Source organism: Marichromatium purpuratum 984 (assembly GCF_000224005.2).
GTDB classification, from domain to species: Bacteria; Pseudomonadota; Gammaproteobacteria; order Chromatiales; family Chromatiaceae; genus Marichromatium; species Marichromatium purpuratum.
The window spans coordinates 1,308,509-1,333,053 of record NZ_CP007031.1 but is presented as its reverse complement, the minus strand read 5'-3'; the positions used below and the strand labels follow the sequence as shown (position 1 = coordinate 1,333,053).

16 protein-coding genes are annotated in these 24,545 nt (G+C 70.3%); 7 read left to right on the top strand and 9 right to left on the bottom strand.

What is annotated here, in order from left to right:
• Nucleotides 1–627, bottom strand: coding sequence for a precorrin-8X methylmutase (locus tag MARPU_RS06060; protein WP_005220852.1), 627 nt, complete (start codon nucleotides 625–627; stop codon nucleotides 1–3).
• Nucleotides 628–821: 194 nt separating this feature from the next.
• Here MARPU_RS06060 and MARPU_RS06055 point away from each other — a divergent pair, with 194 nt between their 5' ends.
• Together MARPU_RS06055 and MARPU_RS16570 are read left to right on the top strand one after the other, a co-directional pair.
• Nucleotides 822–2,069, top strand: a complete 1,248-nt coding sequence (locus MARPU_RS06055; protein WP_005220850.1) for a bifunctional cobalt-precorrin-7 (C(5))-methyltransferase/cobalt-precorrin-6B (C(15))-methyltransferase — start codon at nucleotides 822–824, stop codon at nucleotides 2,067–2,069.
• Between the two features lie 53 nt (nucleotides 2,070–2,122).
• On the top strand, nucleotides 2,123–3,613 hold the full coding sequence (locus tag MARPU_RS16570) for a GGDEF domain-containing protein (protein ID WP_005220849.1): 1,491 nt from the start codon (nucleotides 2,123–2,125) through the stop codon (nucleotides 3,611–3,613).
• Here the strand turns inward: MARPU_RS16570 and MARPU_RS06045 are convergent.
• Nucleotides 3,532–4,854 carry a cobyrinate a,c-diamide synthase gene (locus MARPU_RS06045; RefSeq protein ID WP_005220848.1) on the bottom strand — a complete coding sequence of 441 codons (1,323 nt, stop codon included), beginning with the start codon at nucleotides 4,852–4,854 and terminating at the stop codon, nucleotides 3,532–3,534. The two genes, MARPU_RS16570 and MARPU_RS06045, sit on opposite strands and share 82 nt — an antisense overlap.
• Between MARPU_RS06045 and MARPU_RS06040 the strand changes: the two genes are divergently transcribed.
• Nucleotides 4,853–5,251 carry a cobalamin biosynthesis protein gene (locus tag MARPU_RS06040; protein WP_025275148.1) on the top strand — a complete coding sequence of 133 codons (399 nt, stop codon included), beginning with the start codon at nucleotides 4,853–4,855 and terminating at the stop codon, nucleotides 5,249–5,251. The genes MARPU_RS06045 and MARPU_RS06040 overlap by 2 nt on opposite strands.
• 6 nt (nucleotides 5,252–5,257) lie before the next feature.
• Here the strand turns inward: MARPU_RS06040 and MARPU_RS06035 are convergent, their stop codons facing one another.
• From MARPU_RS06035 to prsT, 7 genes are all read right to left on the bottom strand, one after another.
• The gene (locus tag MARPU_RS06035) at nucleotides 5,258–7,141 is read right to left on the bottom strand and encodes a bifunctional metallophosphatase/5'-nucleotidase (RefSeq protein ID WP_005220846.1); all 1,884 of its coding nucleotides are present in this window, start codon (nucleotides 7,139–7,141) and stop codon (nucleotides 5,258–5,260) included.
• A gap of 25 nt (nucleotides 7,142–7,166) precedes the next feature.
• Nucleotides 7,167–7,958, bottom strand: a complete 792-nt coding sequence (locus MARPU_RS06030) for an ABC transporter ATP-binding protein (protein ID WP_005220845.1) — start codon at nucleotides 7,956–7,958, stop codon at nucleotides 7,167–7,169.
• Nucleotides 7,955–8,956 carry a FecCD family ABC transporter permease gene (locus MARPU_RS06025; RefSeq protein WP_005220843.1) on the bottom strand — a complete coding sequence of 334 codons (1,002 nt, stop codon included), beginning with the start codon at nucleotides 8,954–8,956 and terminating at the stop codon, nucleotides 7,955–7,957. Before MARPU_RS06025 ends, MARPU_RS06030 begins: the two co-directional genes overlap by 4 nt.
• On the bottom strand, nucleotides 8,956–9,804 hold the full coding sequence (locus MARPU_RS06020; protein ID WP_232229505.1) for an ABC transporter substrate-binding protein: 849 nt from the start codon (nucleotides 9,802–9,804) through the stop codon (nucleotides 8,956–8,958). The genes MARPU_RS06025 and MARPU_RS06020 overlap by 1 nt, the downstream gene beginning before the upstream one ends.
• A gap of 28 nt (nucleotides 9,805–9,832) precedes the next feature.
• Complete coding sequence (gene cobU, locus MARPU_RS06015; protein WP_005220839.1) at nucleotides 9,833–10,408, bottom strand: bifunctional adenosylcobinamide kinase/adenosylcobinamide-phosphate guanylyltransferase; 576 nt, start codon at nucleotides 10,406–10,408, stop codon at nucleotides 9,833–9,835.
• On the bottom strand, nucleotides 10,401–14,165 hold the full coding sequence (metH, locus tag MARPU_RS06010; protein ID WP_005220837.1) for a methionine synthase: 3,765 nt from the start codon (nucleotides 14,163–14,165) through the stop codon (nucleotides 10,401–10,403). The genes cobU and metH overlap by 8 nt, the downstream gene beginning before the upstream one ends.
• 643 nt (nucleotides 14,166–14,808) lie before the next feature.
• Nucleotides 14,809–18,552 (bottom strand): XrtA/PEP-CTERM system TPR-repeat protein PrsT, encoded by a 3,744-nt coding sequence (gene prsT, locus MARPU_RS06005; protein WP_005220835.1) that lies wholly within the window; start codon nucleotides 18,550–18,552, stop codon nucleotides 14,809–14,811.
• A 354-nt stretch (nucleotides 18,553–18,906) separates the two neighbouring features.
• Here prsT and MARPU_RS06000 point away from each other — a divergent pair, with 354 nt between their 5' ends.
• The 4 genes from MARPU_RS06000 (at nucleotide 18,907) to MARPU_RS05985 (ending at nucleotide 24,481) form a co-directional block, all read left to right on the top strand.
• Complete coding sequence (locus tag MARPU_RS06000; protein ID WP_005220834.1) at nucleotides 18,907–19,785, top strand: ThiF family adenylyltransferase; 879 nt, start codon at nucleotides 18,907–18,909, stop codon at nucleotides 19,783–19,785.
• A gap of 40 nt (nucleotides 19,786–19,825) precedes the next feature.
• Nucleotides 19,826–22,099: an efflux RND transporter permease subunit gene (locus tag MARPU_RS05995; RefSeq protein ID WP_005220833.1), complete on the top strand. Its 2,274-nt coding sequence runs from the start codon at nucleotides 19,826–19,828 to the stop codon at nucleotides 22,097–22,099.
• Nucleotides 22,100–22,283: 184 nt separating this feature from the next.
• Nucleotides 22,284–23,096: an outer membrane lipoprotein-sorting protein gene (locus MARPU_RS05990; RefSeq protein WP_025275146.1), complete on the top strand. Its 813-nt coding sequence runs from the start codon at nucleotides 22,284–22,286 to the stop codon at nucleotides 23,094–23,096.
• Nucleotides 23,093–24,481, top strand: a complete 1,389-nt coding sequence (locus MARPU_RS05985) for a hypothetical protein (protein ID WP_005220830.1) — start codon at nucleotides 23,093–23,095, stop codon at nucleotides 24,479–24,481. The genes MARPU_RS05990 and MARPU_RS05985 overlap by 4 nt, the downstream gene beginning before the upstream one ends.
• The last annotated feature ends 64 nt before the right edge of the window (nucleotides 24,482–24,545 follow it).

The following is a 24,545-nucleotide window of genomic DNA, read 5'->3' as shown; positions in this document are numbered from 1 at the left end:
TCACTCGTGCTCGCTGCCGAGCGCGTTGACCGCCGCCACCGCCATGGCGCTACCGCCACGCCGCCCGCGCAGGGCGATATAGGGCACACCGCGACTGTCGGCGGCGAGCGCCTCCTTGGACTCGGCGGCACCGATGAAGCCGACCGGGAAGCCGAGGATCAGCGCCGGACGCGGGGCACCGGCATCGAGCATCTCGAACAGACGGAACAGCGCCGTCGGGGCGTTGCCGACCACCACCACGGCCCCCTCCAGGTGCGGGCGCCACAGCTCCAGCGCGGCGGCGGTGCGGGTGTTGCCCAGCTCGCGCGCCAGCTCCGGCACGCGCGGATCCTGCAGGGTGCAGATGATCGGGTTGTCGGCGGGCATCCGCGCCCGGGTGATGCCCTCGGAGACCATGCGGCTGTCGCAGAGGATCGGCGCACCGGCCTGGAGCGCGGCGCGCCCGGCGGCCCCGGCGCCCTCGGAGAACAGCAGGTCCTCGACCACCTCGGGCATGCCACACGCATGGACCACGCGCACCGCGACCTTTTCGAGGTCATCGGGGATGCGTGCCAGGTTCGCCTCGGCACGGATGATGGCGAAGGACTGGCGGTAGATGTCGTGGGCGTCGCGGTTGTATTCGATCATCGCAAATCTCTATCGAGCGGCAAGACGGGAGGGGTCGGGGTCGCGGTGGATCCCGACGAACAAGCCATGGCCGAGGGTGGTCTGCCTGGGGGAAGAGGAAGGCATGTTCAGCAAAAGATTGATTATAATGCCTGCGCCAGCGGGCGGCCACTCCGGTACCACCCAGCAATCCACCCCGACCGACCGAGCCTGCAATGACCGACCCGACCCCAGCCAGCGCCCCTCTCAACTCGACCTGGCTGACCGTGGTCGGCATCGGCGAGGACGGACTCGCCGGGCTCGGCGAGGCGGCACGCGCGGCGATCGCCGGGGCCGAGGTGATCTTCGGCGGCGCGCGTCATCTCGACCTGATCGAGCCACGATCGGAGCAGGAACTGCGCCCCTGGCCCAGCCCCTTCAGCGACGCCTACCCCCAGCTCGAGGCGCTGCACGGACGAGCGGTCTGCGTGCTCGCCAGCGGCGACCCCATGTTCTACGGTGCGGGTTCGAGCCTCGCGGCACGCTTCGGCGCCGCCGCGCTGCGGGTGCTGCCGGCACCCTCCTCGGTCTCGCTCGCCGCCGCCCGGCTCGGCTGGGCGCTGCACGAGATCACCGTGGTGCCCGCACACGGTCGTCCGCTCGCCCGGGTCAACCTGCACCTCGCCCCGGGCGCACGGCTGCTGGTGCTCTCGGCCGACGGCGCCACCCCGGCCGCGCTCGCCGCCGAACTGGTGGCGCGTGGCTATGGCGAGAGCCGGCTGACGGTGTTCGAGCACCTCGGTGGTCCGGCCGAGCGCAGCCTGCGGGGGCACGCTGCCGACTGGTCGGTCGGGCAGTGCGCACGACTCAACCTGATCGCACTGGAGTGCCGTGCCGACGCCGGCCGTCGGTCGTACTCGCGCCGCGGCGCGCTGCCAGACGCGGCCTTCGCCAACGACGGCCAGCTCACCAAGCGCGACGTGCGCGCGGCCACCCTGGCGCGGCTCGCACCGCTGCCCGGCGAGCTGCTGTGGGACGTCGGCGCCGGCAGCGGCTCGATCGGCATCGAGTGGCTGCGCGCCGAGCCGAGGGCACGCGCCATCGCCATCGAGGCCGACGCCGGGCGGCAGGCGCTGATCGCCGCCAACCGCGATGCGCTCGGGGTGCCTGACCTGATGCTAGTGGCCGGACGCGCACCCGAGGCGCTCGACGGGTTGGCGGCGCCGGATGCAATCTTCATCGGCGGCGGACTGACCCGCGCCGGGGTCGCCGAGTGCTGCTGGGCGGCGCTCAAGCCCGGCGGACGTCTGGTGGCCAATGCTGTCACGCTGCAGAGCGAGGCCTTCCTGGTCGAACTGCGCGGGCGCATCGGCGGCGAGCTGACGCGGATCTCGGTGGCCCACGCCAGCCCGCTCGGCGCCTTCGACGGCTGGCGCACGGCGATGCCGGTGACCCTGCTGAGCGCAACCAAACCAGGGCCCTGACCCCGCCCGAGCAAGACACCGCACACGGATGTCAGCAAGAATCGAAGTCCGAGATGCGACACCGCCAGAACATCAACAACATCTATGCCCTACTCGGACTCGCCGTACTCTTGTTGGTGGCAAGCTTCTATCTGCTGGGAATGCTTCCGCTGATCAAGCATCTGGAACGTACCCACGACGAGCGCGTCGACTTCCAGCTCAGCGAGAGCAGCGCGCTGATCCGCACCATCCTCGACGACCAGCGCAACATCGCCCTTCAGGTCGCCAGTCGCAGCGCCATCCGCAATCGCCAAGTGGCCTATCTGCGCGGCGAGATCGATCGCCAGACCCTGGCCGAGTTCAGCCGCCCCAAGCTCGCCGACGCCATCACCGCTCACGAGGGCCTGATCTCGGTAGTGCGCTACGCGCCCGACGGCAGCCGTCTCTACAGCGCGGGCAGACAGATCCCTAGCGCATACGACCGTCTCTGCACCACGTACCCGGTCGAGTCGATACGACTGGTCATGATCGAGCCCGACGCGCGTCGGGTCTATTACTGCTCCCCCCTGCACGATCGTGGCGGACGACACATCGGCTTCGACCTACTGGTGATGTTCGACCACCCCCTGCACGAGGCGGTCGAACGTCAGAGTCGCGCGGGACTGGAGCTTGCGCTGGTGCTCGACGATGAGGGCCTCGACGGTTACTGGCCCAACCGCCCGATCGACTCGCACATGCACAAGGCACTGACCCAGTATCTGCAGACCTCCGTCATGCCATCGGGCTTCAGCATCGCGCAACGCAGGCTCGAGGACGAACCGCGCTGGCAACTCTTCCTGATCGTCGACGACGCCGAACACGCCCGCCCGCTCGAGCGCCAGACCCTGCCGCTGCTGTTCGCCGTCCTGGCCTCGACGGCGGCGATCTATCTGCTCACCGTCATCACCCTGCGCCCGATCATCGCCGCACTGCTCGAACAGAAGGCGCTGCTCGCCCGCTCGCGCTGCGACGGGCTCACCGGCGCCCACAACCACGCCTACATGCAGGAGCTGCTCGATGCCGAGCTGGCGCGCACCACGCGCTACGGCCGGCCACTGTCGCTGATCCTGCTCGACATCGATCATTTCAAGCAGGTCAACGACCGTCATGGCCACCAGGCCGGCGACCAGGTGCTGCGCATCCTCACCCAACGCTGCCGCGAGACGATCCGCCAGACCGACCAGCTCGCGCGCTACGGCGGCGAGGAGTTCCTGATCATCCTCCCCGAAACCGGACGGACCCAGGCGATGACGCTCGCCGAGCGGTTGCGCCGACACATCGCCCGGAGCACGTTCCCGATCCCCGGCGACAGCCTGCACATCACCATCAGCCTCGGCGTCATCAGCACCGAGGGGCAGACCGACGCGTTCGACAAGTACGACCTGATCGAGGCCGTCGATCGCGCGCTCTATCACAGCAAGCGCGAGGGCCGCGACCGGGTCAGCTACGGCGCCATCACGCCCGCCGCACCGCCCGCATCGGGGAGGAAGAGCGCGGCGGCCTCGCGCGGTGAGGAAGGGAAATAGAGATGCAGGTAGCTCGCGCGGATCGAACCGTGACGATAGAAGGGCTCGCCCTCGGCGCCGTCGCGCTGACGCGTGCCGAAGGCCGCGGGCGCAGGCGCGCCCTGCATCGTCGAGTGATGGAAGCTATGACCGCGCAGCCCGCCGAGCGCCTGCATTCCCAACCCGGCAAGACGCTGCTGCATCCGCCCCTCGCCCGGCAACAGCGCGGCGAGCCGAGCGGCGTCACCGTCCTTGCCGACCAACCGCTCGAGCAGATAGAGCATGCCGCCGCACTCGGCGTAGAGCGGCCTCCCGGCCTCGACATGGGCGCGCAGCGCCCGGTGCATGGCCTGATTGGCGGCGAGCCGGTCGAGGTGCAGCTCCGGGTAGCCGCCGGGCAGATAGACGGCATCGGCCTCCACCCCAGCATCGGCCAGCGGCGAGAAGAAAACCAGCTCGGCGCCCAGCGCCTCCAGCAGGCGCAGGTTGTCGGCATAGAGGAAGGAGAAGGCCGCATCGCGCGCCACCGCGATCCGGCGTCCAGCGAGCAGCCGGGGCGGCGGCTCGAGCGCCGCCGGGGCGTGGAAGGCGACCGGCTCGGGCAGGCGCGCCAGAGCGCTGTCGGCGATCCGCTCGGCGGCGGCGTCGAGACGGCGTTCGAGATCGGCGATCTCGGCGGCCTGCACCAGTCCCAGGTGACGGCTCGGCAGCGCCGCCTCGGCCAGCCGCGGCAGCGCGCCGAGGAAGGGCACGGTCGCGGGCATCCCGGCGGCGATCATCTCGGCGTGACGGGCGCTGGCGACCTGGTTGGCCGCGACCCCGGCAAAGCGCAGCCCGGGGCGGTAACTCGCCAGCCCCAGCGCCAGCGCGCCGAAGGTCTGGCCCATGCCGCGAGCATCGATCAGCGCCGCCACCGGCAGCCCGAAGCACGCGGCCAGATCGGCGCCCGAGGGGGTGCCGTCGAACAGCCCCATCGCGCCCTCGACCAGGATCAGGTCGGAGGCGCCGGCGGCGGCATGGAGCTTGGCCTTGCAGGCCGTCTCGCCGACCATCCACAGATCGAGCGGCTCGACCTCGGCGCCGCTGGCGCGGGCGTGGATCATCGGGTCGAGGAAGTCCGGTCCGATCTTGAACACCCGCACCCGCCGACCCTGACGACGATGATGACGCGCCAGCGCGGCGACCAGGGTGGTCTTGCCCTGCCCCGAGGAGCAGGCGCTGAGGAAGAGTGCGGGACAGTGGTGGACGGGGGCGTTCGACATGGCTGAATCCGGACGGGCGATCACGATCGGGGTGGGTTTCCAGCGCGGCGTGGCGCGCGCGAGCCTGGAGTCTGCCATCGACGCCGCGCTCGGGCCACTCGGCGCGATCGAGGTGCGCGCCATCGCCAGCCTCGATCACAAGTGCGCCGAGCCCGCGCTGCGCGCACTCGCCACCGCGCGCAGCTGGCCGCTGCAGGGCTTCGCGGCCGCGCGGCTGGCCGAGGTCGAGGTGCCGGGCGGTTCGGCGCGGGTCGCCACGGCGGTCGCCACGCCGAGCGTCGCCGAGGCCGCGGCGACGCTCGCGGCAGGCGACGGTCGGGTGCTGCTCCCCCGCCAGGTCCACCGCGACCCCGGCGGCAAGGCCTTTACCCTGGCGATCGCCGTCTGCGCCGACTGAGCCGACTCAGCCCGCGCTCGTGCACAGCGCGGGCACCTCGGGGTCCGCACGACGCTCGTCGCCGTCGCGCCCGATCAGCCGCTGGGTGCTGTACTCGGTGCAGGGCAGCGGGCTCACCCGGGGCGGCACGGCGAGCAGCGCCGCGCCCGGGGCCGCACCACCGAGGTCGCGCTGCAGGTACTCGATGAAGACCTGGGCGTCGGTGGTGCCGATGTCGTGCCCGACGATGGCGGCAAGACCGTCGTAGCCGTCGCGACCGGCGGCGAGGAAGCTGTTGGTGATCAGGCTCAGTCGGTCGTCGTCGCCCAGGGGGCGCCAGTGGGTCTCGCCGCGCCGCCGAAAGCTCAGCGCCGAGAGCCGCTCGCCGGCCGGGCGCGAGAGATCCAGGGTCCAGCGCAGATTGGCCGCATAGGGGTAGGCACCATTCGACCCGGGGCCGTCGAGGAAGCTCGCCAGCGCCCCTTCGAGCAACGCGCGCAGCTCGGCCCCGCTCAACGCCAGCTCGACCAGAGTGTTGCCGAAGGGCAACAACCGATAGACATCGGCCAGGGTGACCGGCCCGGCGGGCAGGTCGACACGCACCGCCCCGGCGTTGAGCAGCGCGACATCGGCCCGCGCGCCACGTGCCAGATAGGCGTGGGCGACCAGCTGCTGGATGTCGCCGCCGTGGACCCGGGTGGCGCGCCGATCGCAGCGCGCGCTCTGCCCCTCGCCGGGGATGCGCTCGAAGCAGAGATCCGCGCTCACCTCGCCGACTACCTGAGCGCCGAGCGTCGCCACCTGATCGGCATAGCGGGCGATCACCGCCGCCACCGCCGGATCGGGCGCGATCGATTCCAGCTCCGGGGTACGCGCAATCTGCGCCCGCACCTGCGCCTCGACCTCGGGGTCGAGCGGCGCGCCGTCCAGGGTGAAGGTGTCGCCGAGCAGCAGGCGCGGGGTTCCGGCGCACTCGCGCACCCGACCTGCGGTATCGAACACCACCTCCAGCTCGCCGACCAGGGTGGCGTACTGCCAGGCCTGGACCACGCACACCGGATTGCCGTCAAGGTCATGCACCCGGCTCGGATAGGGACCGACCGGATTCAATCCGAGGGGTGCGAAGCCGTCGCCGAGCAGGCTGTGCGAATCGCCACCGACGATCACGTCGACCCCGCGCAGCGCACGCGCCAGCGCCAGGTCGTTGGCGTATTGGTAGTGGGTCAGCAGCACGATGTGCTCGACCCCCTGGGCGGTGAGCGCGTCGATCTCGCGTTGCGCCGTCTCGCGCTCGTCGAGGAAACGGGTGCTCGGCAGCGGACTCGACGAGCGCCGGGTCTTGCCGGCGATGTCGAGTCCGACGATACCGATCCGCGCGCCACCGCGCTCGAGCACCACGTGCGAGTCGATCAGCGGTGCCTCACCGCGCGGTGCCAGCGGCGTGCCGGACGCGGGCACCACGTTGGCCGCCAACACCGGAGTGCGGCAACCCGCACCGTCCGACGGGTTGAGCGCGCGCAGAAAGTGGGCGAGCCCGGCATCGCCGCCGTCGAACTCGTGGTTGCCGAGGGCGAAGGCGTCGAAACAGATCTCACGCATCGCCGCGGCATCGGCCTCGCCGTCGAACAGACTGTGATAGGGCGTACCGGTGATGGCATCGCCGGCATGCAACACCAGCACCTCGGGATCGGCGCCACGGGCACGCGCGATCAGCGCCGCCACCCGCGCCAATCCGCCGATCTCGACCTCGACCTCGTCGAGTCCGGCGAGATCCAGTTCGCCCGGCTCGGGATCGAGATGGGAGTGATGATCGTTGATATGGAGGATGCGGAGCCGATCGTCCGCGACCGCCCCCAGCGAGAGGATCGAGAACAGCACGGCCAGGGCCAGCGGTTGGATACGGATGGACATGTCGGACTCCCGCCGCGACGGCGGCTCAGTGATCGTCGATACAGCGCCAGGGGATCAGGTAGGGCTCGCCCCGGTGGTGGCCGGACAGGACCTCGATGCCATAGGCGGCGCACAGACTGGCCGCATCGAGCACCTGTTCGGGTCGCCCCCGCGCCAGCACCCGCCCCTCGTGGAGCAGCAGCAAACGGTCGCAGAAACGGCTGGCCAGGGTGAGGTCGTGGAGCACCAGCACCACCCCGGCGCCACGCGCGCAGTGCGCGCGCAGCAACTCCATGATGCGCAGCTGATGACGCGGATCAGCGGCGGCGATCGGCTCATCGGCGAGCAGCAGCGGGGCCTCGACGGCGAGCGCGCGCGCCAGCCGCGCGCGCGCGCGCTCGCCGCCGGAGAGGGTGTCGAGCCGACGCGTGCGCAGCGCTTCGACCTCGGCGGCGAGGAGCGCGCGCTCGACCGCCTCGCGATCACGCGCGGCGCGCGCCGAGGCGCCGCCCCAGCCGCCGGACTGCCAGGGATGGCGCCCGAGTGCGACCAGATCGGCCACCGAAATCGGCCAGCGCACCCCGTCGTCCTGACCGAGATAGGCCAGACGCCGCGCTCGCTGACGGGGCGACAGCCGCGCCAGCGAGTCACCGTCGAGGCGCACCGCGCCGCGATGGGGCAGCAGCTGGGCGATCGCCTTGACCAGCGTGCTCTTGCCCGAGCCGTTGGGACCGACCACACCGAGCAGCTCGCCGGCCTCCAGCGCGAACGCGACCTCGCGCAGCAGCACCCGCCCACCGATCCGGACCTCCAGTCCCTCCACCGTCAGCAGGCTCATCCCGGCGCCCCGCGCGAGCGCAGCACCAGCACCAGGAAGAAGGGCGCGCCGACCAGCGCGGTGACCACCCCGAGCATCAGCTCGCGCGGGGTGTCGAGCAGACGCAGCGCAATGTCGGCGACCAGCACCAGCAGCGCACCACCGAGCGCGCTCGGCACCAGCAAGGCGCCGGGACGGTGATGCACCAACCGACGCAGCAGGTGCGGCACCACCAGGCCGACGAAGCCGATGGTACCGCTCACCGCCACGGTCGAACCCACCGCCAGGGCCGCACCGAGCACGATCAGCCCGCGCAACCGTGCCAGGTCGACCCCCAGGCTCGCCGCCTCGGCCTCGCCGAGGGCGAGCACCTCCAGCGCCGGCGCGGTGGCCAGCAGCAGCATGAGCCCCACCACCACGAAGGGCAGCGCCAGCAGCACGTCGTCGAAGCTGCGATCGCTGATCGAGCCGAGCAGCCAGAGCACGATGTCCTGGACGCTCGCCGGATTGGGCGCAAGATTGAGCGCCAGCGAGGTCAGCGCCCCGGCGAGCGCCGAGAGCGCCACCCCGGCGAGGATCAGCGTCAGGTTGCCGGTCCCGCGCCGGGTGAGCAGATAGAGCGCCAGGGTGGCGAGCAGCGCGAACAGCATCGCCGCCCCCGGCAACAACCACAGGCTGATGGCGGTGAGACCGAAATGCAGGGTGAGCACGGCACCGAGCCCGGCGCTCGCCGAGATCCCCAGCAGCCCCGGTTCGGCCAGGGGATTACGCAACAGCCCCTGCAGCGCCGCACCGCTGGCCCCCAACGCGGCGCCGACCAGCCAGGCCAGCACCACCCGCGGCAGCCGGATCTGCTGCACGATCAGCTGTTGTTCGGTACTGCCGGTGCCGAGCAACCCGGCGAGCACCTCGCCCGGCGTGAGCGGCGCGGCGCCGAGCCCGAGCGAGAGCAGGCTGGCGAGCGCGAGCGCCACGAGCAGCGCGAGATTCAGCGACCAGGGCACGAACAGCCGGCGCATCACCGCCCTCCCCCGACGCTCGACGGCAGCGCCTCGACCGCGGCGACGATGGCCTCGGCCGCCGCGACCAGCTCCAGCCCGCCGCAGCCCCAGGCATCGCCCGGCACCCGCACCGCGGGGATGCGCGCGAGCTGCTCGCGAAACAGCGGGTGACGGGCATAGGTCGAGGCGCTCGGCGGCTGGCGGCGGTCGAAGTAGCCGAGCAGGAAGAGGTCCGGCGGATCGCTCACCAGCCGCTCCAGCGGGAAGCGACCCCAGCCGCGATGCCCGGCCTCGGCAGCGAGGTTGACCAGCCCGAGATGACGCATCAGCCCGTCGACATAGGTCCCGGCCCCGGCGCTGCCGCCGCTCGGGCGCAGATAGAGCGCGCGCCGCCCGGCGAGCCGCCCGGCGAGCGCGCGCATCCGCCCGCGCGCCTCGACAGCCAGCGCGGCCCCGGCCGCGGCACGCCCGATCGTGGCGGCCACCGTGCGCGCCGTCTCCAGGCTGTCGTCCCAGTCGCGCGGATAGGGCAGCTCGATCAGCCGTACCCCGCGCTCGGCGAGCAGCCCGGCGTGGCGCCGCCCGCCCCAGCCACTGTAGACCAGGGCGACGTCGGGCTTGAGATGGAGCAGCTCCTCGACGCGCCCCCGGTTACCGGGATAACGCTCGGCGAGCGCCGCGCGCGGCAAGCCGGGCCGCTGGCTCTGTACCGAGACCGAGCGGATCTGTCGGGGATCGGCGACGGCCAGCAACAGCAGGTCGGCGCAGAGATTGGTGCTGGCCACGCTCGGCGCGGGCGCGGCGACCAGCGACGGGTGCCAGCACAGCACGACCAGCGGCAGGCACCAGACCCAGATGTGGCGCACGCGAGAAGCGAACCTGGACATCGGCGGATCAGTCGATGGGGATGCCGAGTCGGGACAGATCGACGGCATGCCCGGCGCTGACCAGATAGCTCGCCGCGCAGCGCGGCCCCAGCCGTCGGGTCAGGGCGCCGAGCCGGTCGCGAAACAGCCGCCCCTGCGGGTGGGCCGGGATCACGCCCCAGCCGGTCTCCTCGGCGACCAGGATCACCGGCGCACGGGTACGCCCGAGCTGCTCGAGCAGACGCTCGACCTCGGCCGCCCACTCGACCTCGGCGGCCTCCAGCCAGTTGGCCACCCAGGTGCCGAGCGAGTCGACCAACAGACAGTGACCGGTGCGGTCGTGCTCGGCCAGCGCCGCGACCAGCGCGCTCGGCGCCTCACAGGTCAGCCACTCGGCCGGGCGACGCACGCGGTGCGCCTCGATACGCGCGCACCACTCGGCGTCTTCGGGGTCGAGCGCGGCGGTGGCGACATAGACCACCGTCAGCCCGGAGTCACGCGCCAGACGCTCGGCCCACTCGCTCTTGCCGCTGCGCGCCGGACCGGTTACCAGGATGGCGCCGGTACGCGGCTCGATGGGGTGATCGGGACGCATCTCAGGCATCGTAGCCCAGCACCGGCGAGAGCCAACGCTCGGCCTCCGCGAGCGTCATGCCCTTGCGCGCGGCATAGTCCTCGACCTGATCCTTCTGCACCCGGCCGATACCGAAATAGCGCGACTCGGGGTGCGAGAGATACCAGCCCGAGACCGCCGCCGTCGGCCACATCGCATAATTCTCGGTGAGGCTGAGATCGATGCGCCGCTCGGGTTCGAGCAGCTGCCACAGGGTGCCCTTCTCGGTGTGATCGGGGCAGGCGGCGTAGCCCGGTGCCGGGCGGATGCCGCGGTAGCGCTCGGCGATCAGCGCGTCGTTGTCGAGGGCCTCGTCCGGCGCATAGCCCCAGAAGCGGGTGCGCATCAGCTGGTGCAGCCGCTCGGCGAAGGCCTCGGCGAGACGGTCGGCCAACGCCTTGAGCATGATCGCGCTGTAGTCGTCGTGATCGGCCTCGAAGCGTTCGAGATGCGCGTCGATACCGTGCCCGGTGGAGACGGCGAAGGCGCCGAGATAGTCGGCCCGGCCCGAGTCGCGCGGGGCCAGATAGTCGCTCAGGCAGAGGTTGGGCTGGGTGCCGTCCTGGGCGCGCAGCATCTGCTGGCGCAGGTGATGGAGCACCACCTGCGGCTCGGCGCGGGTCTCGTCGGTATAGAGCGCGATGTCGTCCTCGCCCCAGGCGTTGGCCGGGAACAAGCCAAAGACGCAGCGCGCGCGCAGCCAGCGCTCGCGCACCAGACGGTCGAGGAAGGGCAGCGCCTCGGCATAGAGTTCGCTGGCTTCCTTGCCGACGATCTCGTCCTCGAGGATCGCCGGGAACTTGCCCGCCAGCTCCCAGGCCTTGAAGAAGGGCGTCCAGTCGATGCAGCCGACCAGATCGTCGAGCGGATAGTCCTCGATCACCGCGATCACCCCGTCGCCGACCCGCTCCAGGCGCAGATCGATCCCCTCGGGGACGACGAAGTCGGGATCGAGCAGCGCCGGGCGCGGCGGCTGGTAGTCCGCCCAGTCGAACACCGGCCGGTTGGCCCGCGCCGCATCGATCGGCATCGCCTTGCGCACCGTGCGCTTGCCCTCGCGATCGGCGCGCACCTTGGCGTATTCCTCGCGGATACCGGTGACATAGCCGGCGCGCTGCCCCTCGCTGAGCAGGTTGGAGGCGACACCGACGGCGCGCGAGGCATCGGGGACATAGATCACCGGGGCCTCGCGCTGCGGGGCGATCTTGATCGCGGTATGGAGCTTGGAGGTGGTCGCGCCGCCGATCAGCAGCGGCATCTCCATGCCCTGGCGCTCCAGTTCCTTGGCCACGTGCACCATCTCGTCGAGCGAGGGGGTGATCAGCCCCGACAGCCCGATGATATCGACCTGCTCCTCGCGGGCGCGCTGGAGGATGGTCTCGGCCGGCACCATGACGCCGATGTCGATCACCTCGTAGTTGTTGCACTGCAGCACCACGCCGACGATGTTCTTGCCGATGTCGTGCACATCGCCCTTGACGGTGGCCATCAGGATGCGACCGTTGTTCTGCTGCTCGCTGCCGGAGGCGGCGCGCTCGGCCTCGAGGAAGGGGAACAGATAGGCCACGGCCTTCTTCATCACTCGCGCCGACTTGACCACCTGCGGCAGGAACATCTTGCCGGCGCCGAACAGGTCGCCGACATGGTTCATGCCCGCCATCAGCGGTCCCTCGATGACGTGCAGCGGGCGCCCCAGGGCCTGACGCGCCGCCTCGGTGTCCTCATCGATGTACTCGGTGATGCCCTTGACCAGGGCATGCTCCAGGCGCTTCTCCACCGGCCAGCTACGCCACTCCTGATCCTGCTGGCGCGACTCGCCGTTGCCACCGCCGCCGGCCTGATACTCGGGGGCGATGTCGAGCAGTCGCTCGGTGGCCTCGGCACCGCGGTTGAGCACGACATCCTCGACCGCCTCGCGCAGCGCCTCGGGCAGGTCGTCGTAGATCGCCAGCTGACCGGCGTTGACGATGCCCATGTCCATCCCGGCGCGGATGGCGTGGTAGAGGAAGACGGCGTGGATCGCCTCGCGCACCGGGTTGTTGCCACGGAAGGAGAAGGAGACGTTGGACACGCCCCCGGAGATCTTGGCGTGCGGCAGGGTGCGCTTGATCTCGGCGACCGCCTCGATGAAGTCGACGGCGTAGTTGTCGTGCTCCTCGATGCCGGTGGCGACGGCGAAGATGTTGGGGTCGAAGATGATGTCCTCGGGTGGGAAACCGACCTGCTCGGTGAGCAGCCGATAGGCACGGGTACAGATCTCGACCTTGCGCGCGCGGGTATCGGCCTGACCGACCTCGTCGAAGGCCATCACGATCACCGCCGCGCCGTAGCGCCGACACAGCCGCGCCTGGTGGAGGAACTTCTCCTCACCCTCCTTGAGCGAGATCGAGTTGACGATCGGCTTGCCCTGGACACACTTCAGCCCGGTCTCGATCACCTCCCACTTGGAGGAGTCGACCATCACCGGCACCCGGGCGATCTCGGGCTCGGCGGCGACCAGGTTGAGGAAACGGCGCATCGCCGCAACGGCGTCGAGCAGCCCCTCGTCCATGTTGACGTCGATCACCTGGGCGCCGTTCTCGACCTGCTCGAGCGCCACGCTCAGTGCGGTGTCGTAATCCTCTTCCTTGATCAGCCGACGGAAGCGCGCCGAGCCGGTGACATTGGTCCGCTCGCCGACGTTGACGAACAAGGCGTCGGCGCCGATGTTGAGCGGTTCGAGCCCGGAGAGCCGACAGGCCGGAGCGATCTCGGGGCGCTGTCGCGGCGAGACCTCGGCAACCGCCGCGGCGATCGCGCGGATGTGGTCCGGGGTGGTGCCGCAGCAGCCGCCGACGATGTTGAGGAAGCCACTGCGCGCCCACTCCGAGACCTGCCCGGCCATGGTCTCGGGGTCGAGGTCGTAGCCGCCGAGTTCGTTGGGCAGTCCGGCGTTGGGGTGGGCCGAGACATGACACTCGGCGATGCGGGAGAGCTCCTCGACATAGGGACGCAGCTCGCTCGGGCCGAGCGCGCAGTTGAGCCCGACCGAGAGCGGCTCGGCATGACGCAGCGAGTTGTAGAAGGCCTCGGTGGTCTGGCCGGTAAGGGTGCGCCCGGACTGGTCGGTGATGGTGCCCGAGAGCATGATCGGCCGCTCCACCCCGTCCTCGTCGAACACCTGGCGCACGGCGAACACCGCGGCCTTGGCGTTAAGGGTGTCGAAGATGGTCTCGATCAGGATCAGGTCCGCCCCACCCTCGATCAGCCCGCGGGTGGACTCGGCATAGGCTGCCACCAGGGTGTCGAAGTCGATGTTGCGCTTGCCCGGATCGTTGACGTCGGGCGAGATCGAGGCGGTGCGATTGGTCGGGCCGAGCACCCCGGCGACGAAACGCGGCCGCTCCGGGGTGGAACAGGCATCGGCGGCGACGCGGGCCAGTCGCGCCGCCTCGACGTTGATCTCGCGGGCGAGCGCCTCCATGCCGTAGTCGGCCATCGCCACCGAGGTGGCGTTGAAGGTGTTGGTCTCGATGATGTCGGCGCCGGCTTCGAGATAGTCGCGATGGATGCCGACGATGACCTCGGGCTGGGTGAGCACCAGCAGGTCGTTGTTACCCTTGAGGTCGCAGGGCCAATCGGCGAAGCGCTCACCACGGTAATCGGCCTCGGTCAGACCATGACGCTGGATCATGGTGCCCATGGCGCCATCAAGGATCAGGATCGAGCGTTCGAGACGCTCACGGATGAGGGCATTGGAGTCAGTCATGGGTGCTCGCGGATGTTCAGTGGCAACGCGCGCCGGATCGTCGCGTGTCCCGGCGCTCCCGACCGAGCCCGTACACGACACCGTGCGGACGTCCGCTCCGTTGCTGTCCGCCCCGGACCTGCGGACCGCTCCATCCGGATCCGGGGTGGAGGCCCATTCGGCGCGAAGACCGTCGAGAGGAGACCGGCGCGACGCACGCGAGGTGTTCAGCACCGGGCTAGTCAGTGAAGACCCTGGGGGTTCGGGACACGCGTAGGCAAGTCTCGGACGATAACAGAAAACGAGATCGAGTTCCGCATCCAAGGGCCGAGCGCCCTCGCCCCGCGTTGGGGGCACTCCAGCCGGAGGGCTACCCTGCTCACCCGTCGTACCGTTGACGGTGACCTTTGCGGCAGTGTGCCCGCACCTTGTCGAACACATCCGTGCAACCTTCGGCGAGCGGCATCAGACGATGCGCCTCAAGCAAGGGCTCGCCCGTTTCACCCCAGACCCATCACAGGCTCCAAGGGGCTACCCCATGCCCCAGGTCCGTTCGCACACCCCAGGGGCAGGCAGATAACGCGCGGTCAGTAGCGAGACCGGCGTGGGTTCCAGTCGTGCATCATCGCCACACTGGCGATCAACCTTCATCCCGACCTCGGTCTCATCGGCCATCGAGCTGGCGCAACAGCGCCTCGGCCTGCCCGCGCTCGGCGAAGGTCTCCGTGCCCCGCAGCAGCGACTGGAGCAACGCCCGCGCCTTGGCGTCCTCGCCGGCGGCGTGGAGGATGCGCGCCTTGTGGAACTGCATGGTGACATTGCCCGGTGCGCCGGCGAGCGCCTGGTCGATCAGGGTGCGCGCCTCCTCGATCTCGCCGGCGCCGAACAGCACCATCGCCAGGGTGTCGGTGATGCTGGGCACGGCCGGGGCGAGACCGTGGGCGCGTCGGGCGAGATCGATCGCACGCGCCGGATCACGTTCGCGCAGCAACCAGGCGAGGTTGTTGAGCGCGACCAGGTTCTCGGGCTGGATCTCGAGCACCTGCTCGAACTGCTCGATCGCCGCCTCGGGCTGATCGAGCTGATCGAGATAGAGCTGGGCGAGCGCGAAACGGGTCTCGACGTCCTCCGGGTTGGCGTCGAGCCATTGCGCCATCTCGGTCGCGGCCGTCTCGGGCTCGCCCGCGGCCAGCTGCGCCTGCGTCAGACGTCGCAGATTGAGCCCCGAGGGGGCCTGCTCGAGCAGCGCGCGAAAGCGCGATCGGGCCTCCTCGACCTCGCCCTGACGCAGCGCCAGGCGACCCTCGAGTGCGAGCACATCGGGATGCTCGGCACCGACGACCTCGCGCAACGCGGCGATGCGCGCGACGGCCTCGTCGACCTTGCCCTGGACGATCGCATACTGCGCCAGACCACTGAGCGCCGGTACCGACTCGGGGTCGAGCGCAAGCGCCGATTCGAGCGCCCGCGCCATCCGTTGCGGTCGCTCCAGTCCGGCCTCGGCGAAGGCAAGCGCGACGAAGGATTTGGCCGTCGGCACCAACTCGGTGAGACGCAGCAGGGTGTCACGCGCGGCCTGGTAGCGCTCGAGCGCAAGCTCGGCCTCGCCGCTCAGGGCGAGCAGGTTGAGGTCTTCGGGATGGTCCGCGCGCACCGGTTCGAGCACCGCGAGCACGCGGGCCGGGGCACCGGCGCGCAGATGGAAGGCGGCGAGATAGAGCCGCGGCTGCAGCGCGCTCTGATTGAGCGCCACCGCGGCCTCGAGATAGTCCTCGGTGGCCGCGCGATCGTCACGCTGCAGCGCCACCTGCGCCAACCCGACCAGCGGCGCGATCGCCTCGGGGTGGGCCTGGTGCGCGGTCTCGTAGAGCGTCTGCGCCGCTGCCGGATCACCGGCCTCGAGCGCCAGCTCGGCCAAGCCGCCGCTCGCCGCGACATTGGTCGGATCGAGTTCGAGCGCACGCCGCCAGGCGCTCGTCGCCTCATCGTCACGCTCCATGCGTCGCAGCACCTGACCGACCAGCACATGGGCACGTGCCGCCTCGGGACGCCGCGCACGCAGCGCCTCGGCCGCCTCCAGCGCGGCGTCGGGGTCGCCGGCGCGCAGCTGACCGAGCACCAGCTGCTCTGCCGCCTCCCACAGCGCGCCGCCCGGCACGAGCGCGGCATCGGCATTGTCGAGCAGACGGTCGAAGGCCGCAGCGGCGGCGCTACGATTGCCCTGCAGCTGCGCCAACCGGCCAGCGATCAACAGCACCTCCGGGTGATCGGCGCCGAGACGCGACGCCAGGACCCGCAGCCAACGCTGGACCGCCTCCTGATCGCGCTCGGCGAGCGCCAGACGCGCCAGCCCTCGCAACGCGGGGACGAAGCCCTCGTCGATCCGTTGCGCCCGCTCCAGCGCCTCGCCGGCGGCCTCGAGATCACCGAGACCGAGACGCGCCGAGGCCAGCGAGACCAACACCCTGGGGTCCTGCGGGGTCAGGCGCTCGAGCCGCTCGAGCGTCGAGGCGGCATCGCCATAGCGTTGCAGCACCAGCTCGGCGTCGGCCGCCAGACCGAGCAGCAGGACATTGTCCGGGAACGCGTCCAATGCTTCGGTGGCGGTACGCAACGCCTGCTCGGGGGCATCGGTGCGCAACTGATAGGCGGCGCGATAGAGCTGCGGCTCGAGCGCCTCGGGATCGGCCGCGCGCGCGCGGCGCAGATAATCGTCGGCACCGCTCAGGTCGTCCTGCGAGACGGCGACCCGGGCCAGCGCGATCAGCAGCGCCACGCTGTCGGGGTGATGCTCGAGCCCGCGTTCGAGTTCGGCGCGCGCGCCATCCACGTCACCACTGCCGAGCCGGATCACCGCCAGCCCGCTGAGCGCGGCGAGGCTGCCGGGATCACGCTCCAGCGCGGCGTTGAACACCTCGACGGCGGCCTCGGACTCCTGGCGACGTAGATGCACCGCGCCGAGCAGCGCCAGCGCGCGCACCGACTCGGGTGCTCGGTCACGGTAGGCGCGCGCGGCCTCGAGCGCGCCGTCGAGGTCGCCGCTACGCAGCTGACCGATGACCAACTGCTCGCTCGCGCCCTCGAAGTCGGGGGCCTGTTCGAGGGCATCCTGCAACGCGCGCAGCCCTTCCTCGGCATCGCCCTGATCGAGCAACGCCACGCCGAGCCGGGCGTTGACGGTCGCCGACTCGGGGATCTCGGCCTTGACCCGACGCAGATAACCGACGCCCTCGTCGCGCTTGCCCTGGCGCATCAGCGCCGAGGCCAGCAGATCCATGGTGGGCAGATCGTCGGGGGCCTGTTCGAGGATGTATCGCGCCTGTCTCTCGGCCTCGGCCACGTCGCCGGCCTGGAGCAACGCGGTCGCCAGCAGGCGACGCGCGGCAAGATCATCGGCACGCTCGGAGACGGCGCGCTGCAGATGGATCAGCGCCAGCTCGGGCTCGCCCAGGGCGAGCCGGGTGGCGCCTGCGAGATAGAGCGCGGGACCGAAATCGGGGCTGTCGCCGAGGGCGGCATCGAGCGACTCGATCGCCCCGGAGAAGTCCTGCCGGCTATAGCGCAACATGCCCTGGGCGTAGTCGACCAGGGCGCTGTCCTTGATCACCCGGCGCAGCCGATCGATATCCTGTTGCGCCTCGTCGAGCTTACCGACCTGGATACGCACATAGGTCCGACCGAGTTGCGCCCTGACCCGCTCGGTGGGTGAATCCATTGCCTTGCCATAGGCCGCCTCGGCAGCGGCAAGGTCGTCCTCGCCTCGCGCGATGTCGCCCAGCAGCGCCCAGGCGCCACCGACAACCGCCTGATCGTCGGCCGCGACCGCCCGCTCGGCCAAGGTACGGGCATCGGTCATCTCCGCGGAATTGAAATGGACTCTGGCCATCGCCAACTGAGCACGGAACGACGTATCATCGGCTTGCAGCGCGGCCACCGCCTCACGCTCGGCGCGCTCGCCGTCACCCTCTCGCAAGGCGGCTTCCGACTTGATGGCCAAGATTTCAGCACGCAGCGCATCGCTGGCTTGCTCAGGGACGGAAAGCGCATCGATACGCGTCATCTCGCCCTGGATCAACCAGGTTCGCGCCAGCCAGGGCTGCAGTGCCAACGGCTCGGCGCCGAGCCGCTGCGCGCGCTCGAACTCCTGCCCGGCGGCAACCGCATCTCCTAGTCTCAGGAAGGCGCGCCCCAGCAGCACCCGCGCCTCGGCGTTCTGCGGCTCGGCCTGCAACAGATTCTTGAAGGCGATGACGGCCGCGCGCCACTCCCCCTCGGCGAGTGCGCTCTGGCCCTGGCTCATCAGCTCGGCGGGATCGCCGGCCGAACGCCCGGCCTCGCAACCGCTCCCCAGCGGCACCAGAACCACTGCAACCAGCCACCACTTGCGCAACACCGTCAAGCTCGTCATCGTTCTCCCCTCAACGACCGATTCAATGGATGGACCGCAGCCGTCCGCCCCATCGTCCGTCATCGCCAAGCGCGTGGACGGACGCAAGAAGACGCGATGGATACCCCGCAAGGCCCGAGCGATCATGCCGGATCGTGGACGCAAACTCAACGCGCCCCCGCCTCCGCCGAGCAACGGGCACGACGACGGCCATCACCGCGCAGCCCCGGCCTCCCGGCACAGTCCGGATGCCAGGCGACGCGGTGGACCGTGGCGACCCCGGGTGATGGGAATGAACTCAGACGCCGCGCATTGCCAACATCGCGCGCATGTAACCTATTGCGCGCGCCCTGAGTCACCATATCCGAGATCGTCATGCCCTTACACAGATTCGAATTCGAGACCGCGTTCAGTCGCAACATCGGCTGGCTGACCCAGCAGGAACAGCAGGACCTGCGCCAGCGGCGCGTAGCCATCGCCGGACTCGGCGGCGTCGGCGGCAGTCATCTGATGACCCTCACCCGGCTCGGGCTGGGTGCCTTCAACATCTCCGACTTCGACACCTTCGGCCTGGTCAACTTCAATCGCCAGGCCGGTGCCTCGCTGCGCTCGATCGATCGCCCCAAGATCGAGGTGGTCTCGGAGATGGCGCGCGACGTCAACCCCGAACTGGAGATCCGGGCCTTTCCCGAGGGGATCAAGGCCGACAACGTCGATGCCTTCCTCGAGGGCGTCGACGTCTATGTCGACGGACTCGACTACTTCGCCGTCGAGGCACGGCGGCTGGTGTTCGCCGCCTGCGCGCGCAAGTCGATCCCGGCGGTCACCGCCGCACCGCTCGGCATGGGCGCGGCGGTGCTGGTGTTCGTGCCCGGCGGGATGGGCTTCGAGGACTATTTCCAGCTCGAGGGCTACAGCGAGGACGAGCAGCTGATCCGTTTCCTCCTCGGGCTGTCGCCGGCGATGCTTCAGCGCAGCTATCTGGTCGCGCCCGAGGCGGTCGACTTCGACCGCCATCTCGGTCCCTCGACACCGATGGCCTGCGAACTCTGCGCCGGGATCGCCGCGACCCAGGTGCTCAAGCTACTCACCGGGCGCGGCCGGGTGATCGCCGCACCGCGGGCATTGCACTTCGACGCCTATCGCAACAAGCTCAGCATCACCTGGCGTCCCGGCGGCAATCGCAACCCGCTGCAGCGCATCGGGCTGGCCATCGCCAGACACCAGCTCAAGCGCATGCGCGAGACGACCTGAACGCCGGACATCACCCTCGACCAAGGACAAGGACCCTGGCATGACAGCCCCACGCCTCCCCGGGGCGCTCGCACTCGCGCTGCTGCTGTTGCTCGGCGCGCTCTCGGGCGCCCTGTTACCCAGACTCCATCTCGACAACGCCCCCGAGGCCTACTTCCCGGGCGACGCCCCGGCGGTACGCTTCGAGTCGGCGCTGCGCGCGGACTTCCCCCCGGATCAGGTGCTGATCGCCCTGTTCGAGGGCGAGGACCTGTTCAGCGACGCCTTCCTCCAGCCCTTCTTCGGGCTGATCGAGGACATCGAGCGCAACCCCAGGGTCGAGCGGGTGCTGGCGGTGGCCGGTGTCGACCACATCAGCGGCACCACCGAGGGCTTCGTCGTCGAGCCACTGCTCGATGCCGAGATCGCCGCTGCACTCACCCCCGCCGAGCGCCGTCAGCGAGTGCTCGACGATCGCCTCGCCGCCTCCTACCTGGTCGCCGACGACGGCCAGGCCATGGCGTTGATCGTGCGCCCGCTCGAACTCAGCGACAGCCTGCAACGTCTCGCGCTCGAACAGGACACCCGAGCGGCCATCGCCGCGGCCGGACTGGACGGGCGGCTGACGGCCATCGCCGGGCAGGTGGCGCTCGACGTCGCGCAGCTGCGCGCGATGATCCACGACACCCTGATCTTCGTGCCGGCAACCATGGGGTTCGGCCTGCTGATCATCTGGCTGATGTTCAGGCGGGTGCTGGCGGTGGCGGTCAGCGCCCTGGTGATCGCGGTGGTGGTCAACCTCACCGTCGCCTTGCTGGTGCTCGCCGGCAAGCCCTACACCCTGGTCTCGGCACTCCTGCCGCCGCTGATGTCGGCGCTGACCATCGCCTCGCTGATCCATTGGCTCAACGCCCTGGCCCAGGCCACGCGTCACGGACTCGCCGGGAGCGCGCGCATCGACTGGGCGCGACACCGGGTCGCCCGCCCCATCCTGTTCACCGCTTTGACCACCGCCGCCGGGCTGGCCTCGCTCGGCTTCAGCCCGATCCAGCCGATCGCCGCCTTCGGCCTGGTCGCGGCGGCGGGGATGCTCGCACAGTGCGCGATCGTGATCGGGTTGGTGCCGCCGATCTTCGCGCGCTGGGACCGTGGCGCGTGGCAAACCCGCCGGACACTGCGACCGCTCGACCACGCGGTCGGACGGCTGCGCCATCTCGGCATGCGTCACGCCGGTTGGGTGCTCGCTGTCACCGCCCTGGTGCTGGCGCTGGGGATGCCGCAGATCTGGCGCATCCACACCGAGACCGACATGCTGCGCTTCTTCACCCCGGCGCACCCCATCACCCAGGCCAACACCCGCATCCAGGAGCGCCTGATCGGCACTACCACCCTGGAGCTGGTGTTCGACGCCGGCGCGCGCGACGCGCTCAAGCGCCCCGAACGCCTGGCGCTGATCGACACCGTGCAAGACTGGCTCGAGGACCAGCCCGAGGTCGGCCACAGCCTGTCGATGATCGATCTGATCGAGGAAATGCACTGGGGCTTCCACGACGAACGGGCCGACTACCGCGCCCTGCCCCGCGACCCCCGGCTGATCGCCCAGTATCTCTTCATCTACGACGGCACCGACCTCTACGAGCTGGTCGATCGCGAGTTCGCCCGCACCCGGCTGACGCTCAACCTCGACATCCGTGGCGCGCGCGCGATCAACGCCTTCATCGCGCGGGTCGAGACACGGCTCGCCGAACTCGACCTGCAGGGCATGGAGGTGCGGGTGGCCGGGTTCGGCCGGCTGTTCGCCGATCAGGAACGGCTGCTCATCGACGGCCAGATCCGCGGACTGGCCGCCGCCGTGGTGCTGATCTCGCTGTTCATGCTGGCGATGTGGCGCCGCCCCGGCGACGCCGCGCTGTGCATGGTGCCGAACCTCGCGCCGATCCTGCTGATCTTCATCGCCATGGGGGTGCTCGGGATCTGGCTCGACATGGCCACCGCGATGATCGCCAGCGTTACCGCCGGCATCGCCATCGACGACACCATCCATCTCTTCCACGCCTACCGTCGCAACCTCGCCGCCCACGGCTCGCGGGTCTGGGCGCTGGCCCGAGCCTATCAGCACAGCGGTCGTGCGGTGGTCGCCACCACGCTGATCCTGTGCGGCCAGTTCCTGCTGCTCGGCAGCTCCGAGTTCGTGCCGACGCGTGAGTTCGGCCTGCTCACCGCCGTCGGTCTGCTCACCGCGTTGATTTTCGATCTGCTGCTCTTCCCGGCCCTGCTGATGGCCGTCGGACGACTGCGCGATCGGCGCGCGCGGGCGGACTGGACAGCCCGGTGAAATCGCACCAGACTTTGCGCAGTGTCAGTGGGGCGCGAACCGGACGCGCGAGCGCCGCCAACGCGCCCCACTGAAAACCCCAAGCGCCGCGCCGGGCCTTGCCGACCGCCGCGCCACCGAGCCTGAAGCGAGGAAGCCCATGTCGAGTCCATCGCCCCGCCCCCAGCGGACGTCACGACGGCTCGTGCCGCCCCGGACCCATCACTGGACGGCGGCGCTCGCGCTGCTGCTCGCCTGCTGCATGCTCACCCCGGCGCAGGCCGACCCCAAGGGAGAGCGCCTCGCCCGGCAGGTCTACGACCGCCCCGACGGGCGCGATCTCACCACCCGCGGCACCATGGTGCTGCAGGAGCGCGGTCGCGCCCCGCGCACCCGCGAGATGTTCATCTATCGTCGCGATCAGGGCGGCGGCGAGGTCTCCACCCTGATCCGCTTCACCGCGCCGGGCGATATCGCCGACACCGGGCTGCTGACCATCGATCATGGCGCAGGCGAGAGCGATCAATGGGTCTATCTGCCCGCGCTCGGCAAGCCCAGGCGCATCCCCGCCGCCCGTCAGGGCGGGCGCTTCGTCGGCTCCGACCTGTTCTACGAGGATCTGCGCGATCGCCGCGTCGCCCTCGACGAACACCGCTGGCTGCGTCAGGAGACCTACGAGGGCGTACGCACCGAAGTGCTCGAAAGCACCCCGGTCGACCCGGGCAACTCGGTCTACGGCAAACGGCTGAGCTGGATCCACCCCGAAGCGCTGGTGGCGCTGCGCATCGACTTCTTCCGCCCCGGTCAGAGCCAGCCCTTCAAGCGCTTCACCGCCCGTCGACTGGAGCGCATCCAGGGCTACTGGACGGTGACCGACAGCCTCATGACCGATCTCGGCAGCGGCCACCAGACGCGGATGACCAGCACCCTCACCCGCTATGACCGAGGACTCGACCCGGTGCTGTTCTCGCGCCGCGCGCTCGAGGATCCGGTGTTCGAGTCCAGGTTCCGGCCATGAGCGCCCGCGTCCTCGCACCACTGCTGCTGGCGCTCGCCACCGTCGGTGTCGAGGCGCAGGAGGTGCTGATCATCGGCGCACCCGAGACGCCGACGGCACTGCCCGAGCCGACGACAACGGCCGGGCAACGGGCGTTGCAACTCGGCATCGATCGGCTGTGGACCGAGTTCGGCGCCTTCACCGAGGGCGAGGCGCGCGCGGCCACCAGCGCCCACTTCACCGGGGTGATCGCCGCTGCATGGCGCCCGACACCGGCCTGGGAGCTGCGCGCGGCGCTACGCCTCGATGCCGACGCCCAATCCGGCGCCGAGCGCTTGCGCGCGCTCGCGCTCGACTACGACGAGAGCTATCTGCGCTACAGCACCCCGCGGCGACGCCTCACCCTCGGCGCGCAGACCGTGCTCTGGGGGCGGGTCGACGAGATCCCGCCGACCGACCGGCTCTCGGTACAGGACATCAGCCGCTTCGCCATCGACGAACTCGACGACCGCCGCCGTGCCGTGCCGCTGCTGCGCTGGGAGGAGTTCGGCACCGACCACAAGCTCGACCTGGTGGTGATCCCAGAATTCCGCCCCGCCGAGCTGCCCGACGACGACAGCGTCTGGTACCCGGTCGACCGTGACCAGGGACGACTGCTGGGCATCCGCTCCGATCCACTGCTCGCGGCCCTGGTGCGCGGCGCCAGCACGGGCGACGATCGCCCCGGCGGCGCCGGCGCCGGTCTGCGCTTCAGCCAGAGTCTGAGCGGTCTCGACTACGCACTCACCGTGCAGCACACCCGTCACTCACTGCCCTACTACGAACTCGACCCGGCGGTGCGGCGTGCGCTCGCCGCCGGCGCCGATGTCGCCAGCGCGCTCGCCGCCGGCGGCGAGCGCCCGACCTTCCTCGGGCGTCACCCCTACACCACCATCCTCGGCGGTGACCTCGGAGTGGTGATCGGCGGCGCCACGCTGCGGCTCGAGGCCGCCTGGCTCAGCGATGTCCCGGTGACTACCCGCGACCTGCGTCTCGACACTGTTGCCGGGCTCGACTGGGTGGCCGGGATCGAGTTCTACCCGGGCGACGCCGACACTCGCATCAACCTGCAGCTGGCCGGGCGTCACCTGCTCGACGCACCACCGGTGATCGACTGGGTCGACACCCTCAGCCTCAACGGCCAGCTCGAGAGCGAGTGGGGACAGGGTCGCTGGCGTGGTCGGCTACGCTTCGCTGCGGGACTCAACCGCCACGACCTCTATCTCAACCCCGAGATCGCCTACATCGCCCGCGAGCCCCACGAGTTCTATCTCGGGGTGCACTACTTCGACGGTGAGGACGGCACCTTCGGCGACTTCTATGCCGACGACACCCTCATCGCCACCGGCTGGCGAGTGCGTTACTGAGCCACTGAGACATCCCGCACAGGAGTGTCGGCAGACTTTACAACCAGCCCCACACATGTCTGCA